The organism is Pleomorphochaeta sp. DL1XJH-081 (assembly GCF_049310885.1).
Taxonomy (GTDB): Bacteria; Spirochaetota; Spirochaetia; order Sphaerochaetales; family Sphaerochaetaceae; genus CAYZJV01.
The window spans coordinates 310,885-325,437 of sequence record NZ_JBMDYO010000002.1; the positions used below are offsets into that span (position 1 = coordinate 310,885).

A 14,553-nucleotide genomic window follows, 5' to 3' on the forward strand; every position below is an offset into this window, starting at 1 on the left:
TCGTAGATCACATCCAACCTTTCAAACAGTCTCCCAAAGTCGGTTGATGTTCTGTATTGATTGTTGAATTGCCTCTATACATTCTTCCCGATCTAAAAGATGTGTTCTCGGCTTCATGAGAAGATCGGGACCCCTTTGCATGTGAAGTGGAAGCTCAAGACTCATGGGAATTGGAACTCCATGTTTCTTCACATGCTTGAATAGAACAACATAATCGTGATCGCCTTCTCCAATAGGACAAAAATCCCAGCCGAGTCCACTCTCCTGACTCTTCAGATCTTTCAAGTGAAGATTGACGGACTTCTCCACGGCACTGGCACAATCAAGTTCTATATCCAGTTTCATCCCTGCATAGGATATGGCATTGCTGAAATCATAATTCAGCCCTACATTAGCCAACCCCAAAGAGGAGATGAGCTTTGCTCCAGCAACCCCATTCGACAAGAGGTTACCACTCCCATCTCCTGGGTTTTCCAACCCGATTGTCATACCAAGATCAGAAGCAATGTGGGACAATTCGATAATGTTGTGTTCAAATCGCAGGCGTCGATCGATAGTGGAGGTGTTACTGATAACAATTGTGGCACCGACTCGATGTGCGAATAGCAACCTTTGGCGGAAACGATCAATTGAGTCTTCCATCCCTAAGTCCATGTGTGCAGCTATCGATCTACACCTCAATCCACGTATTTCCAACGCCTCCCGAATACCATCAGAGGCTTCCTTGGTAAAGGCACTAGCTTCATCAAAGACGGCATATCCAGAAGTATAGGCTAACTCTACCAAACGGCTGTCGGTCTTACCTACTGCATCCAAAGCGTCGTCAAGCGATACGGTATTGAACACTAACAGGTTTACCGCAATCTCTGGCAGTTTCATCTGTTCTCCTTACGCCTTCTGTTCCTTAGCGGCTTTCAGACAACGATCGAAATTTTCTTGAGAATTGAAACCTGGAACAAATACGGTGGCAAGCTTCAATGTCTCTTCACCGGTATTGATAACCTGATGCATTTCTCCTGCTCGCACATACAGCGCCATATCGGGGCCAATCTTTGTCTCTTCTCCATCACATATAGCAATCCCATGTCCAGAAATTATCTGTATGAGTTCCGGTTTATCATGTGTGTGATAATCGGTCTTACTATTGGGATACAGTAACGCATGCGTAAATGTCATTTCCGGCACATTGTTCTTGTCAGGAGCAAAGAACACCTTGATATGTCGTACATACGGAGCGGGAATTGTAACTCCAGGTTCTTCCCAACATTTTACTACTTCCATTCTACACCTCCTCAGGTTGCATAGCTATTTCCAAGACAATTCTCGGATATGATCAGACAAACTTACTCCAAACAGCTAACGATTTACGGGTATTCTCTATCAGTTTCGCTTTATTTCGCTCCTTGATAGCCTCAATGATCAGCTTGTGATTCTGATACGCCTGTTCAGGATCGGCCACCATCGATTTTTCCATAGCGAAATTGAACAGCTTATACACAGCCATACCTATCTTCTCCACCAAAGAGTTTCCAGCTATCCTGAACATGGCTTGATGGAATGCAAAATCGAGTTCTTTCAAGGGAATAGTATCTTGGTCCAAGTTCCGGATTGATTCCCCTATTTGTTCATTGGTCTTCTCAAGTAAAGCGATACCATCTTCATCTGCCTTATCAATGACTATAGCACCCACTCCGCTGTCTATAAGAATACGTAATTCAAGCAGATCCATAGAAAGTCCTTGTTCAAAGGCTAAGCTCAATACCAATGGATTCAATGCTGAAGAAGAAATACTGTCAGTTATATACGAGCCAATTCCCTTCCGTATCTCAACCACGCCAAGGAAAGAGAGCATCTTCACAGCCTCTCGCACTGAATTCCGACCTACACCAAGGTGTGTCATAAACTCTTGTTCAGTCGGTAATTGGTCCCCAGGTTTCAGTTTCTTTGCGGTTATATAGTCAACAATCATATTGGCGATGGAAGATGAAACTGATTCCCGTTTGAGAGAATTACCATCTGTATTATCGAACAAAATCGATAGAGTATCTGCGTTCACCCAATTCCTCCAAGCTTATGTACTAGGACGTCCTACGTCCCTCGTCCTCTGAACTTAGGATACGGTCCACCAAACCACTTGTCAACAAAATTTTTTCACGATTTTTATACCATCTTCTGGAGATCTTATTGAAAAAAAATGGTACCGATAGTCCCATGTAACTTCTTTCCTATATACATAATACTAGATAATTGGCAGAAAAACACACTTGCATAAAATCAACACTTTTTCATTGATTAATCATTTTTCAATATTGTTTTATTTATTTTTAGTATTTCAATGAATTTTTATTGATTTATAGCAGTATCTATGAGAAACTAGAGACATGAATTATTTTGCATTGGTAGCCGACATCAAACACTCTCGGAAACATGAGGATCGATCTGCGTTGCAGGAGGCTCTAGTTTCATCGATTAGAGAAATTAATGAAGCTTTCTCTTCTCATATTTCAGCCGAACTCATGATCAATGCTGGAGACTCATTCCAAGGAATTTTCCTTGCATCTGCTCCTATACTGGCTATATGTGATAAAATCCGTTTTTCACTAATCGGACTCTGTGAAATTCGCTTTGGATTGGGATTAGGAGAAATCCATACCAAGATCGATTACAAACAAAGTATACTTGCAGATGGTCCCGCCTTTTGGAGCGCACGAGAAGCTATGGGAGCTATCGATAATTTGGATTATTATGGGACCCATTTTATCCATATATGCATCGCAGATCCGTCACTTCGCTGGTTACAAACACTCGTAAATCAAATATTAGTTGGACAGGACCTTCTTGTCGCTGGGTGGAAGAACAAACAAATCGAGCTTGCCCGATGGTATATTAGACAACATGGGTATGCAGAAGTACCACAAACCCAATTGGCCAAAGAGATGCAGATCTCTGTCCAGCAAGTGAACAGTACCATAAAAGCAATGGGGTTTTTTGCATACCTGGACATGAAAAAGTATACTGAGAAGACGCTCAAGGAGATCGTAGGAGGAATCACATAATGTCAACAATAACCATTTTACTACTCGGGATGCATATTATCGGAGATTTCTACCTGCAACCTACCCTTCTTGCCGAATATAAGAAAAAGAAGTTTACCGGTGTCTTGATCCATTCCATTGTATATGCCATGGCTTTTCTTCCACTTCTTATGGAGACAGAGTCATCTGCCTACTTCATTATCGTTGGACTTCACTTTTTGTTTGATTCAATCAAATTCCCCATTGAGAAGAGGGCGACCAAACCCGAAAGGCTATTTGTTATGGACCAAATACTCCATGTAGCTACACTATATTGGGTTTCTCAGATATATATGGGGACTGCTCTTCTCTTTACCACAAATGCGCAGTACATCAGGCTTGCCGTTTATCTATTGATCCTACTTAAACCAACTTCCATCATGTTCCAAATGGTTTTCAGTCGATTCAAACCGCAAGGGTCGATATCAAGTATCGAAGGAGCTGGAAAAACCATTGGATACCTCGAACGATTGGTATTGGCAGCACTTGTCCTTATGGGCCAACCAGCTGCCATAGGCTGGGTAATCGCTGCAAAAGCCTTCGCTCGGAGTAAACAATTATCTGAGTCAACCGATTTCTGTGAATATTTCCTCGTTGGAACCCTCGTAAGTATTATCTCGGTTCTTGCTTGGTACACAATTCTCATTACCTGGATTTAGTATTCAGCCGATCTCCTTTTCGAGAAACAGAGCAAAACAGAGGCATTCAACAAATCCGTTTACGTAGAACCCCCTTTGCAGTAAAATGGCCCTATGCAAAGGGAGGGCAAATCCATGCAACCGTTGAATAATTATACCAAGATCGTGGCGACCATAGGTCCGGCTTCAGAATCTTACGAGACCATCCGCTCCATAATAATGGCCGGAGCCCGTGTCATACGGTTGAACTTCAGCCATGGCAGTGCACAAGAGCAACAAGTGCGCGTTGATCGGGCTCGGCAGGCATCACAGGAGTTAGGGATTCCTATTGCCATTTTCCAAGACCTGCAAGGACCCAAGATCCGTATTGGACAATTGGCCGAACCCTTCTTTACCTTGCAACGAGGAGACAGCATCATTCTTACTACAGAGGAGTGTCTGGGAACCGCTGAGCGGATCAGTATCGACTATCCTTTTCTGCATGAAGAGGCCAAACCAGGCAATCGGATACTTATAGACGATGGTCTTATTGCCCTTGTGGTGAACAAGGTTGAGGGTAAGGATATCCACTGCACTGCCAGTGAAGGCGGAGTGGTCAAACCACGTAAAGGAGTGAATCTCCCAGGTATCCCCTTAGCTCACCTCTCCTCCTTCACTCCAAAAGATGAAGCTGATCTCGAATTCGCTTTCAAGAACGAACTCGATTACGTAGCACTTTCATTCGTACGTAGTGCCAACGATGTTAAAGCCCTTCGTAATCTCATGCTTACTCGTTATGGCAGGGAAATTCCTATCATCAGTAAGGTTGAAAAACCTGAAGCTGTCGAGGACATCAAGCAGATCATAGCAGAATCGGGAGTAATCATGGTTGCCAGAGGCGATCTGGGAGTAGAAATGTTCCCTGAAGAGGTACCTCTGGTACAGAAGGCGATTATCCGTTCGTGTCACGAAGCAGGGCTGCCGGTGATAACCGCGACACAGATGCTCGAGTCAATGATGGTCAACCCCCGCCCTACCCGTGCTGAAACCAACGATGTGGCTAATGCTGTACTCGATGGTACCAGTGCAGTCATGCTTTCGGGCGAGACGGCAGCGGGAAAGTATCCACTGCAGGCAGTGGAGATCATGAATCGGGTGGTAACCCATACCGAAAAAAGTGCCGAGTTCAAGCGTCTAGTACTGGATCAGGGGCTTAACAGGGAACACGTGGAGCTGCGGACAAAGAGGACGATCACCGATGCTGTCGGTCTGGCAACTCGTGAATTGGCGATGGCTATACAGGCTTCGAAGATCGCCTGCTTCACCCATAGTGGCAGTACAGCCCGTCGAATTGCCAAGTTCCGTCCCGGAACACCAATCATAGCATTCAGCCCGGTGGCTTCCACTGTTACTCGTCTTGCCCTTTCCTGGGGAGTCACGCCTCGGCTGATCGACAATCTAAATTCTGTCGATGAATTGTTGGACTATGCACCAAAGTATCTTCGGGATAACAACCTCGCCCAACCGGGAGAAATCGTCGTCATTACCGCTGGTGTACCGGTCGGAAGTCCTGGGATGACGAATATGATCAAGGTGGTTGAAGTCTAAAGTTACCCTGGGAAAAGTTCCACTTCACCACGTTGAACTGCAAAAGCAGCATATCCAGAGGGGATTTGTGTGTTTCGCTGTGTTTCGTAATCCCACGTGGAGCTGCATTTTTCGGCATGTTCTTGCAGAGATGACAATCGAAAATGCTAAGATAGAAAAGGTCTTCTGAGTTCATCCCAGAAGACCTTTTCAACAAAATGTTTTAGTACCAATTACTCTATTTTTTGGGCATCATGGACAGGTAGGAACGCATGATATCACCACAGGAGTTGTCGTGAATCTTCACTACCCCCATCTCCCTCTGGGCACTTTCGGCTGAATCGGAAGCGTGGGCGGTATTGACCATAATATTGCTGCCGAACTCACGACGTACGGTGCCACCAGGAGCCTTCAAAGGATCCGTTGGCCCGAGGACATCGCGAATCTTGTCGATAGCATCTTCTCCTTCGTAGATCAGGATCATACATTTAACCGAACCAGGCTGGTTGAGCTCCTCAAGCGGACAAGCGCTAGGTCGGATTCCCGACATAAACTCGATAATCTGCTCGAATTGGTCTACCGCATATTCCACGCCCACACTTGCAGCCAATGCCTGCTCTGTTTCAGGAGTAAGAGTAATGTTGAAGTGGGTCTCCAAATGCTCCTTGGCTTTCCTTCCGAACACGGGAGAGAGCTTCTCTTTCAGGGCATCTTTGACAGGACCATAGAATTCCAATGCCTGTGCTACACTCATCCGATGAACCTTCACTCCGATGATTCGCAATCCAGTTCGGCTAAACATGTCGATAATCGTGCCAGGCTTACTCGAGGCATATTTCCAGTTGTCGGGCTTGATGATTACCAACGATCGTTGGATCTTCTTAGGATTGGGATAAATCATATTCTCGACCAGATTCTGCTCATCAGGCAACCAGTCGGCAAATAACTTCATGTGAAGATTGGCCGTCTCTTGTAAACGAGGAGTAAGGACTGCAGGCTCGAAATAGGTCACCTTCTGGGGATCCTCTGGATCCATGATGAGGTCGGCATACGTATCACGGATATTCTCACCGGTGAGGCTATCGATACTCCGGCGCTCGGGGTTGACTGGACCTACAATCTCACTGAGTTTTCGACAGGGATCTTCACCACGGAAGATCAGCAACATTGATCGGTGACGACGTCCTTGAGAAGGCACCATATTGTGCTCCACGTAATCGGCCAACAAGTCGTTGGTTTTCTTCAAATCGCCATCCGGATGCTGACGGATAACCTTCGCATACTCAGCAACGAAGTGCTCATCCGGGGCAAACATCTGTGCACCCACCAGTTCGATATCGAGTCGAGAAAGTAAGCGTGACAACACCCCGCCGGTGCGGCTCTTGGCTATGGTGTAGGGGGTAACCAACACGTAAGAGAGACTATGTTCCATGGTCAATAACTCCTTGAATCTTTTCAATTTCACTTCCAAATTGTGTACGGCCAACACTATACCTTCATTGGAGCCGAATGTCTATGGAGGTAAAGAGTTCGATCGGCATAAGCTCAATAGATTTGGCATATATTCACTACCTGAGACGCCAGTTACCAGGTGTGCTGCCAAAGGCGCGTTTAAAGAGGACATGGAAACGTTGGACGTTGGGAAAGGCACACTCGGATGCGATGGTCTCTATGGTAAGGTCGGTTTGTTTGAGCAGTTTACACGCTTGAATGAGGCGCATTTGTGCGATTTCGGCATGGATAGTCATTCCCCTAGCTTGTTTGAATCGGATTTCCAGATTCCTCCGGGAAACCGAACAATGATGAACCACATCCTCAACGGTGATAGCTTTGGAAAAATTGGTCCGTATGTATCTGACAGCCTGGGCTACCACAGGATCTTTTTCCAAGACCACTGTGGTACTTTCACGCTCAACCACCTCTTGCGGAGGAACAAGGACGATGTGGGGTTGGTTCGGTATACGCATGGGAGCAGATTCAAGCATGGTATCGATCAACGCAGCACCCCGGAAACCTATAGTCGCACAATCGAGACGGACACTGGAAAGGCTGGGATTGCATAGTGTACATAGCAAATCTTCATCATCTACTCCTAAAAGCGTCAATCGGGAGGGGATATCGAGAGCAATATCCGAGGCGTGGGCTATTGCTTTTACTCCTGCGATATCGTTGCAACAGAAGATAGCTGTGGGTTCTGGTAGCTGACGTAGCCATGATCTTAAAGCTGGCGATGGGGTGCTCTGTTGCCACCACGGTAGACTTCGTTCGAAACGGGGCATGGTATCGACAGAAATCCCAGCAGCTTCAGTGAATCCGAGTAGTCGCTGACGTGACCAATGCACCTTCTGTACACCACAATAGGCGAATGAACGAGCCCCTAACCGCCTCAGATATTCGCCTGCCCTCCTTCCTGTAGCGAAGTCGTCATTCTGTACCCGATGGATCTCATGCCTCGTATGGGCTCCGGCGATATCGACAACAGGAATACCAAGGGAGGCATACCGGTCGGCATCCTGTGCACTCTCTATCCTAGCGATAACCGCATCGCATCGGTCGCGACCGGTATATTTGAGAGGACGCAGACCTCCACCCGATCCCCTTAACGACCAATCGTTTTTTGCCTTCGCATACTCGATGATCCCCCGAGCGACTTGTGAGTCAAATGAATCTTGGAACCGTAATGATATACCTATAATTGGCATAAGCGTTTTATTTGCCTGTTTGGGTAGAAGTTAGCCAAACATAAAAATTTTTCAATCCACTTGCTGTATCGAATTTTGGACAATATCCTAGGATTTCCTTAGCTTGGGTGATATCGGCATATGTGCAATCCACATCTCCTGGAGGTTGTGGTAGTCTCTTTATAATCGCGTTTTTACCAACAACTTCTTCAATTGCTTTCACCAATTCCGACAATGCCATTGGAGTAGAATTCCCAAGATTGAAAATCTTGTATCTTGAATCAGTTGCATTTGTCCAATCCAAGGCTTTCAGGACACCATCGACAATATCATCTATGTAAGTAAAGTCCCGTTTCATACTACCATCACCATAGAAAGGAATAGGTTGGCCTGCAAGTATCAATTTGGTGAACTTATGAATTGCCAGATCAGGTCTTTGACGAGGCCCATAGACAGTGAAGAACCGAAGACAAGCTGTATTGATACCGTACAGATGATGATACGTGTAACAGATTACTTCACCAGCTTTCTTAGTTGCTGCATAGGGCGAGATCGCCTTATCGACCGGATCCTTCTCGCTGAAAGGAATCTTTCTATTGTTCCCATAAACAGATGAGGAAGATGCGAAAACATGTCTCTTGATACCCTGCGTCTTCATCATCTCGAGAAGGTTCGTTGTTCCCAATACATTCACTTCGGTATAGAGCTGGGGATTCTCAATCGATGGTCTTACGCCAGCATAAGCAGCAAGATGGATTACAGCATCGATCTCGTGCCTATCGAAAGCTTCTGCGAGGAATCCATTATCCCTGATATCACCCTCTTCAAGAGCAAAAGAGCCCCTTTGTTCTTCTGTTGTCTTCCTAATAGCATGGACATTCGATCGCTTTATCTTTGGGTCATAAAAGTCGTTGAAATTATCGAGTGCCACCACCGAATCCCCACGTCTGAGAAGCGCTTCACACACATGGGATCCAATGAATCCAGCTCCCCCGGTAACCAAGACGGTGCTCATACTCCAACTCCATGATAGACAAAGCCCATCTCCTCAACCTGCTGACGTTTGAAGATGTTCCTCAAATCAAAAAGAATTTTCTTTGCTCCGAGTTCTTCGTACCGGGAGAAGTCTAAGGTCCTAAAATGGTTCCACTCGGTCAAAATTACTGTTGCATCACTTCCTTCGACAGCCTCATAGGCATCATTGCACCAAGTTATGCTTTCTGCAATTTCACCAAACCGCCAAGAACCTTCCTTATACCCTTGGGGATCGGATATCCTCAATTTGACACCCTTCTTTGCCAAAGCTGGAAGGATGACTAGAGAAGGAGCTTCTCTCATATCATCGGTATTGGGTTTGAAGGTGACACCAAGGATAGCGATAGTAGCTCCTTTCAAATCTTTACCCAATTCCTTTTCAATTTTCTCTACCATCTTGAGCTTCTGTCTCTCATTTGCTGTTACCGTCGCATCCATAAGACTCATTGGCTGACCACAACCGCGGGCAATCTCTGCCAATGCTTTGGTATCCTTGGGGAAACAGCTTCCTCCGTACCCAGGCCCCGCATGCAGGAACTTGGGAGAAATTCTTCCATCCTGTCCCATTGCCTTGGCAACTTTTTGAATATTTGCCCCTACTTCTTCACAGACATTCGCAAGTTCGTTGATAAACGTAATCTTCATGGCAAGGAATGCATTGGAGGCATATTTTATCATCTCTGCTGTCTCGATATCGGTCTCAACAAACGGAGTCTCATTGATGAACAGTACTTGGTAGACATCCTTCATGACATTGAGTGCTTTTTCACTCTCAGCGCCAATGACTACCCTATCCGGATGGGTGAAGTCTTGGACAGCCGATCCCTCCCGAAGGAATTCAGGATTGGAAACTACATCGAAAGGAATATCTACTTTGCGTGTTACCAACACTTCTTTGATAGCGTTCTTAACCTTTTGCCCAGTTCCGATGGGAACGGTTGATTTATCAACTATCACCTTATAGTCATCCATGTGTTCAGCGATTCCTTTTGCGGCAGCCAGGACATATTGCAGGTCGGCACTCCCATCGTCGGCAGGTGGCGTTCCCACCGCAATGAAGATTACCTCGGAAGTTTTTACAGCCTTCGCGAGGTCCGTAGTAAAAATCAATCGTTTATAATAGGTGTTGTTCTTAACTATAGGTTCCAAGCCTGGTTCAAAAATGGGAATCTCCCCCTTTTCCAACCGCTCGATTTTTTTTGTATCGATATCAACACAAATCACCGAATGACCAAAGTCACTGAGCAATGCTCCTGATACGAGCCCTACATAACCTGTTCCTATCACCGCAATATTCGCCATATCACTTCCTTAACGTACCAATCAATTTTTTATCACATGATACCCAATAAACCCACATTTTCCAATGATGAAAGCACTCTGGTTCTTTTTTCTACTCCATCCGCATCCAGATCTTTCAAAATCTCTACCTTTCGTTGAAAATGTCGTCATTCCGTGATCTCGCTACCCCGAGCGACTTGTGAGTCAAATGAATCTTGGAACCGTAATGATATACCTATAATTGGCATACGGTAATGATATCAGATAGTTTTGCGCAAAACAATATATATGTAGCGTATTTCACGTATTGCACAGTGCCATGAGGTTGCTACAATGCCAGTAGGATACAAAGGAGAACAAGCTTATGCAAACACCCTATATAACCATACCGCAAACTAAGGCAAAGATACCTGCAATCGGCCTGGGCACATTCGGAAGCGACCATGTTGAACCCGACGCCATCGCCAAAGCAGTCAGAATGGCAGTAGAGATGGGCTATCGCCATATCGATTGTGCCTCTGTCTATGGAAATGAGAAACAGATTGGAGAAGTCCTTTCCCAACTATTCGCCGATGGCGTGGTAAAACGGGAAGATCTCTGGATAACTGGAAAATTATGGAACGATAAACATGATCCTATCGATGCCCGAGCATCCTTCGAACAATCGCTGAAAGACCTTCAGTTGGATTATTTGGACCTCTACCTGATCCATTGGCCATTCCCTAATTACCATCCACCGAAGTGTTCTATCGACAGCCGCAGCCCAAATGCGATTCCCTACGATCATGATCGCTATATGGCAACCTGGCGGGTTCTGGAGTCATTGGTCGATGAAGGTTTGACACGGCATATCGGCTCGAGCAATATGACCATACCAAAAATGGAACTCTTGCTTCGCGATGCCCGTATTAAACCAGCCTGTAATGAGATGGAGTTGCATCCACACTTCCAACAACCCGATTTGGTCGCCTTCTGTAAAGAAAACGGTATCGTACCAATCGGTTACTCACCTTTGGGCTCACCTGGAAGGCCTGAACGCGATAGGACACATGATGATTCGGTCGATATGGAAGACCCGGTTATCGTAAAGATCGCCAAGGACCATAGTGTACATCCAGCTACCATTTGCCTCAAGTGGGCAGCTGCAAACGGACATGTACCCATTCCCTTCAGCACCAAAGAGAGGAATATCAGGTCGAATATGGAAGCGGTGTCGACAGACCCGCTATCATCTGAAGAAAAACAGGCTATCGATGGAATCGATCGCAACTGCCGATTGATCAAAGGACATGTGTTCCTGTGGGAAGGAGCCAATGACTGGCACGACCTGTGGGATGAAGACGGGACCATTACAAAATAACAATGCGCCAATGCGCAAGGAGGATAACCATGAGCGAGAAGATGAAGGGTGCTCTGTTGCCCGGCAACAGTACCGTAGCTTTCAAGGATTTCCCCATTCCAACACCAGGACATGGGCAAGTAGTCGTGAAGACCAAGAGCTCCACCATTTGTGGGTCCGATATCCGGGCCATCTATCGTGAACATCTAGGCAAAGGTCCCGAAGGATACCAGAATGTAATTGCTGGTCACGAACCCTGTGGACAGGTTGTCGAAGTTGGTCCTGGATGCAAACGATTCAAAAAGGACGACCGTGTTATCGTATATCACATTAGCGGATGTGGCGTATGCCACGACTGTCGCATGGGCTATATGATCAGCTGTAGCAGCGAACATCGTGCAGCATACGGCTGGCAGCGTGATGGTGGAATGGCTCCTTACATTCTTGCTGATGAGAAGGATCTGGTATTCCTACCGGATGAACTCACCTATACCGATGGAGCCCAGGTAGCCTGTGGATTCGGCACCGTCTATGAAGCAATCGAGAAAATTGGCATTAGTGGAAATGATGCCGTATTGGTTGTTGGACTGGGTCCTGTAGGTCTTGCCGCCCTCATGTTGGCCAAAGCCATGGGAGCCAACAAGCTTATTGGTGTGGAGATCCAACAGGAACGTATCGATCTGGCGAAGAAGCTCAATCTGGTAGACCATGTATTTACCCCTGGTGCCGATACCCTCGATCAGATCAAAGCAGTCACCGGAGGCAAGGGTGTTGAGAAAGCTCTGGATGCCAGTGCTAATGCCGATGGACGTGCTTTAGCCATTCGGGCAACCCGCCAATGGGGTAAGATTGCCATGGTTGGTGAAGGCGGAACGGTGAGTTTCAACCCCAGTCCCGATATCATCCATGATCAGAAGACCATCTATGGTTCTTGGGTAACTAGCATTTGGCGCATGGAGGACCTAGTGGAACGTCTGGTCCGTTGGGAAATCCATCCTGAAGACCTGGTCACCCATCGATTCAGTTTGGACCAAGCAGATGAAGCATACCGCCTTATGGCCAGCGGCGCTTGTGGTAAGGTTGCTGTCTGTTTCGATGAAGAGCTTAAATGAATGGTATCGTTACCCCCAGGGCAAGCCCTGGACCCTGGAGGCTTTGCCTCCTCTGCCGCCCCAAGGGACGGGGTATCTTCCCATACGTTTCCTGCTCTCACTCAGTAATGGACCAATTGTAATTGTTCCGCTACCCTCGTTTCGTTGGGAAATAAAAAAATATAGTTCGGAATATTTACAGGTGATGGGGTATCCCATCACCTGTGTGTTATTCAGAGAGTTGGATTGAACTTTTTGCCATCCTCTTTACAGAGACGGATAGCGATATCACGCCCATCCTTAGCAGCTGTGGGAAGTCCTCCACCCGGGGTTGTCCACTGCCCTATCATGGCGAAATTATCCAATCCTTCCAGTGTCTTCGGGAGTGTCTTACTGAGAGTAGCCTTTGTAGGTGCAAATCCTTCAAAACTTCCCTGCCAGTTACCGGTGTAGCGGATAACTGAATGTGGAGTTGAAATATCGACCATCTCGATATTCCCGGAGATGTCACCAACTAGCATGTCCAATCGGTCGATTACCTCTTGGGCTATCCTGGTCTTCTCCAATTCATACTTTTTCTTATCATTTTGGAACAATGATTCCCACGTTTCCCCTTCCCATGTATTTATGAGGACTGTAATCAGCGTATTACCCTTTGGAGACAGAGTAGGATCATAGCTATAGACATTAACAGCGAAACGATTATGAGCGGTACCATCGGGAAATTCGATGGCATTAGAGAAATATGGAGAGAATCCATGAGGCAAATCGGTACAATCGCGATTCACTCCAAGCGCAACCATTACGGTCGACGGAAACAGTGGATAGGTATCATAGGCTTTCTTAACCGATGCGGGAAGATATTTGCCTTCGAGCATCTTATAGAGCGTCTGGCACCCATCGGCCGCACTGATTACATAGTTGGATTCTATGGTACGTCCATTCGCCAATACCACACCTTTGGCTTTATTATCCTCTACTAAAATTTTTTCAACAGCGGTTCCATAGAGAATTTCTGCACCCCGTTCGATCGCCGACCTCTCGATATTCTTCGCAAGATTCAATGATCCTCCAATGGTATAACCGGCACTCCTGAATGGTTGCTGGGCAAGACCCAATGTCAGGGAGACCACGCTCCAATCGGCGGGAATTTCGGTAAGAAACAACTCTTTCAATTGGGGGTTCTTGAACCGCTCAGCGAAAGTCTCCATCGGTATGAGCTGTTTCATCAATGTGACAAACCCGCTAGCATTGCGAACCATACTCCCTAGACTCTTTAAAAGAGTCTGTTCTTCAGTGATGGCCGCCATGTTGGCACTTCCCAGTTTTTTCAATGAGATACAAAACCGGTCAATTTCTTTCACATCTTCTGGAGCAATCCGTAGCAATTCATGTCTCAGTTTTTCCAGATCGCTATAAAGACAAACCTTTTCTCCATTTGAAAGCCATACGGTAGTGAAATCATCGAAATTGACAATAGGAACCTTCGATCCATCTGCATTGGTAAAAGCTCCAAGCTCTTCCCATATACGATGGAAATCGGTCCCCTCTTTTGTACCCATCAACCAATGCACACAATAATCAACGATGTAGCCTTTTCTCTTCCAGGAAGTACACAGTCCTCCCGGTTGGCTATGCTGCTCCACTACCGTTACTTTGTATCCATTCCGGACCAAATACGAAGCCGCCGATAACCCAGCGATCCCGGCTCCGATAATTATTATGTGGTTATTGGAATTCTTCACAGCAATTACCTCTATATATCATTCGAGCGAATTGAGTATATCACACAAATTATGAAACCAATATCGGAGAAGAATGAATTCCCAACAGCATAAAGAATGATAA

The 14,553-nt window shown here is 46.1% G+C and carries 13 protein-coding genes; 5 read left to right on the top strand and 8 right to left on the bottom strand.

The window, feature by feature from the left end; translation table 11 throughout:
• Positions 1–21 precede the first annotated feature (21 nt).
• From ACODJP_RS05755 to ACODJP_RS05765, 3 genes are read right to left on the bottom strand one after another with little or no spacing between them, the layout of a single operon-like run.
• Entirely contained in the window at positions 22–879 is an 858-nt protein-coding gene (locus tag ACODJP_RS05755; RefSeq protein ID WP_422479425.1) for a sugar phosphate isomerase/epimerase family protein, read from the bottom strand.
• Between the two features lie 9 nt (positions 880–888).
• Positions 889–1,281 carry a cupin domain-containing protein gene (locus ACODJP_RS05760; protein ID WP_422479427.1) on the bottom strand — a complete coding sequence of 131 codons (393 nt, stop codon included), beginning with the start codon at positions 1,279–1,281 and terminating at the stop codon, positions 889–891.
• Between the two features lie 52 nt (positions 1,282–1,333).
• Positions 1,334–2,056: a FadR/GntR family transcriptional regulator gene (locus ACODJP_RS05765; RefSeq protein WP_422479429.1), complete on the bottom strand. Its 723-nt coding sequence runs from the start codon at positions 2,054–2,056 to the stop codon at positions 1,334–1,336.
• A gap of 325 nt (positions 2,057–2,381) precedes the next feature.
• Between ACODJP_RS05765 and ACODJP_RS05770 the strand changes: the two genes are divergently transcribed.
• The 3 genes from ACODJP_RS05770 (at position 2,382) to pyk (ending at position 5,299) form a co-directional block, all read left to right on the top strand.
• Positions 2,382–3,056, top strand: coding sequence for a SatD family protein (locus tag ACODJP_RS05770; RefSeq protein WP_422479431.1), 675 nt, complete (start codon positions 2,382–2,384; stop codon positions 3,054–3,056).
• Positions 3,056–3,733 (top strand): DUF3307 domain-containing protein, encoded by a 678-nt coding sequence (locus tag ACODJP_RS05775; protein ID WP_422479433.1) that lies wholly within the window; start codon positions 3,056–3,058, stop codon positions 3,731–3,733. The genes ACODJP_RS05770 and ACODJP_RS05775 overlap by 1 nt, the downstream gene beginning before the upstream one ends.
• A 114-nt stretch (positions 3,734–3,847) precedes the next feature.
• Positions 3,848–5,299, top strand: a complete 1,452-nt coding sequence (gene pyk, locus ACODJP_RS05780) for a pyruvate kinase (RefSeq protein ID WP_422479435.1) — start codon at positions 3,848–3,850, stop codon at positions 5,297–5,299.
• Positions 5,300–5,516: 217 nt separating this feature from the next.
• On the opposite strand, the gene ACODJP_RS05785 is transcribed toward pyk, so the two are convergent.
• The 4 genes from ACODJP_RS05785 to ACODJP_RS05800 form a co-directional block, all read right to left on the bottom strand.
• Positions 5,517–6,710 carry a nucleoside-diphosphate kinase gene (locus tag ACODJP_RS05785; protein ID WP_422479756.1) on the bottom strand — a complete coding sequence of 398 codons (1,194 nt, stop codon included), beginning with the start codon at positions 6,708–6,710 and terminating at the stop codon, positions 5,517–5,519.
• A 136-nt stretch (positions 6,711–6,846) separates the two neighbouring features.
• Entirely contained in the window at positions 6,847–7,980 is a 1,134-nt protein-coding gene (locus tag ACODJP_RS05790) for a substrate-binding domain-containing protein (RefSeq protein WP_422479437.1), read from the bottom strand.
• Positions 7,981–7,987: 7 nt separating this feature from the next.
• Positions 7,988–8,974 carry a GDP-mannose 4,6-dehydratase gene (locus tag ACODJP_RS05795; RefSeq protein WP_422479439.1) on the bottom strand — a complete coding sequence of 329 codons (987 nt, stop codon included), beginning with the start codon at positions 8,972–8,974 and terminating at the stop codon, positions 7,988–7,990.
• Entirely contained in the window at positions 8,971–10,296 is a 1,326-nt protein-coding gene (locus ACODJP_RS05800; protein WP_422479441.1) for a UDP-glucose dehydrogenase family protein, read from the bottom strand. Before ACODJP_RS05800 ends, ACODJP_RS05795 begins: the two co-directional genes overlap by 4 nt.
• A gap of 343 nt (positions 10,297–10,639) precedes the next feature.
• On the opposite strand from ACODJP_RS05800, the gene ACODJP_RS05805 reads away from it, so the two are divergent.
• A complete protein-coding gene (locus ACODJP_RS05805; RefSeq protein ID WP_422479443.1) occupies positions 10,640–11,635 on the top strand; it encodes an aldo/keto reductase in 996 nt (331 codons plus the stop codon).
• A gap of 29 nt (positions 11,636–11,664) precedes the next feature.
• A complete protein-coding gene (locus ACODJP_RS05810) occupies positions 11,665–12,726 on the top strand; it encodes a zinc-dependent alcohol dehydrogenase family protein (RefSeq protein WP_422479445.1) in 1,062 nt (353 codons plus the stop codon).
• Positions 12,727–12,938: 212 nt separating this feature from the next.
• On the opposite strand, the gene ACODJP_RS05815 is transcribed toward ACODJP_RS05810, so the two are convergent.
• Entirely contained in the window at positions 12,939–14,450 is a 1,512-nt protein-coding gene (locus ACODJP_RS05815) for a phytoene desaturase family protein (protein ID WP_422479447.1), read from the bottom strand.
• Positions 14,451–14,553 lie beyond the last annotated feature (103 nt).

Bases quoted from the DNA above. Each gene is read 5' to 3' on its own strand.
- ACODJP_RS05755 (WP_422479425.1), bottom strand. From the start codon at position 879: ATGAAACTGCCAGAGATTGCGGTAAACCTGTTAGTGTTCAATACCGTA.
- ACODJP_RS05760 (WP_422479427.1), bottom strand. From the start codon at position 1,281: ATGGAAGTAGTAAAATGTTGGGAAGAACCTGGAGTTACAATTCCCGCT.
- ACODJP_RS05770 (WP_422479431.1), top strand. From the start codon at position 2,382: ATGAATTATTTTGCATTGGTAGCCGACATCAAACACTCTCGGAAACAT.
- ACODJP_RS05775 (WP_422479433.1), top strand. From the start codon at position 3,056: ATGTCAACAATAACCATTTTACTACTCGGGATGCATATTATCGGAGAT.
- pyk (WP_422479435.1), top strand. From the start codon at position 3,848: ATGCAACCGTTGAATAATTATACCAAGATCGTGGCGACCATAGGTCCG.
- ACODJP_RS05785 (WP_422479756.1), bottom strand. From the start codon at position 6,710: ATGGAACATAGTCTCTCTTACGTGTTGGTTACCCCCTACACCATAGCC.
- ACODJP_RS05790 (WP_422479437.1), bottom strand. From the start codon at position 7,980: ATGCCAATTATAGGTATATCATTACGGTTCCAAGATTCATTTGACTCA.
- ACODJP_RS05795 (WP_422479439.1), bottom strand. From the start codon at position 8,974: ATGAGCACCGTCTTGGTTACCGGGGGAGCTGGATTCATTGGATCCCAT.
- ACODJP_RS05800 (WP_422479441.1), bottom strand. From the start codon at position 10,296: ATGGCGAATATTGCGGTGATAGGAACAGGTTATGTAGGGCTCGTATCA.
- ACODJP_RS05805 (WP_422479443.1), top strand. From the start codon at position 10,640: ATGCAAACACCCTATATAACCATACCGCAAACTAAGGCAAAGATACCT.
- ACODJP_RS05810 (WP_422479445.1), top strand. From the start codon at position 11,665: ATGAGCGAGAAGATGAAGGGTGCTCTGTTGCCCGGCAACAGTACCGTA.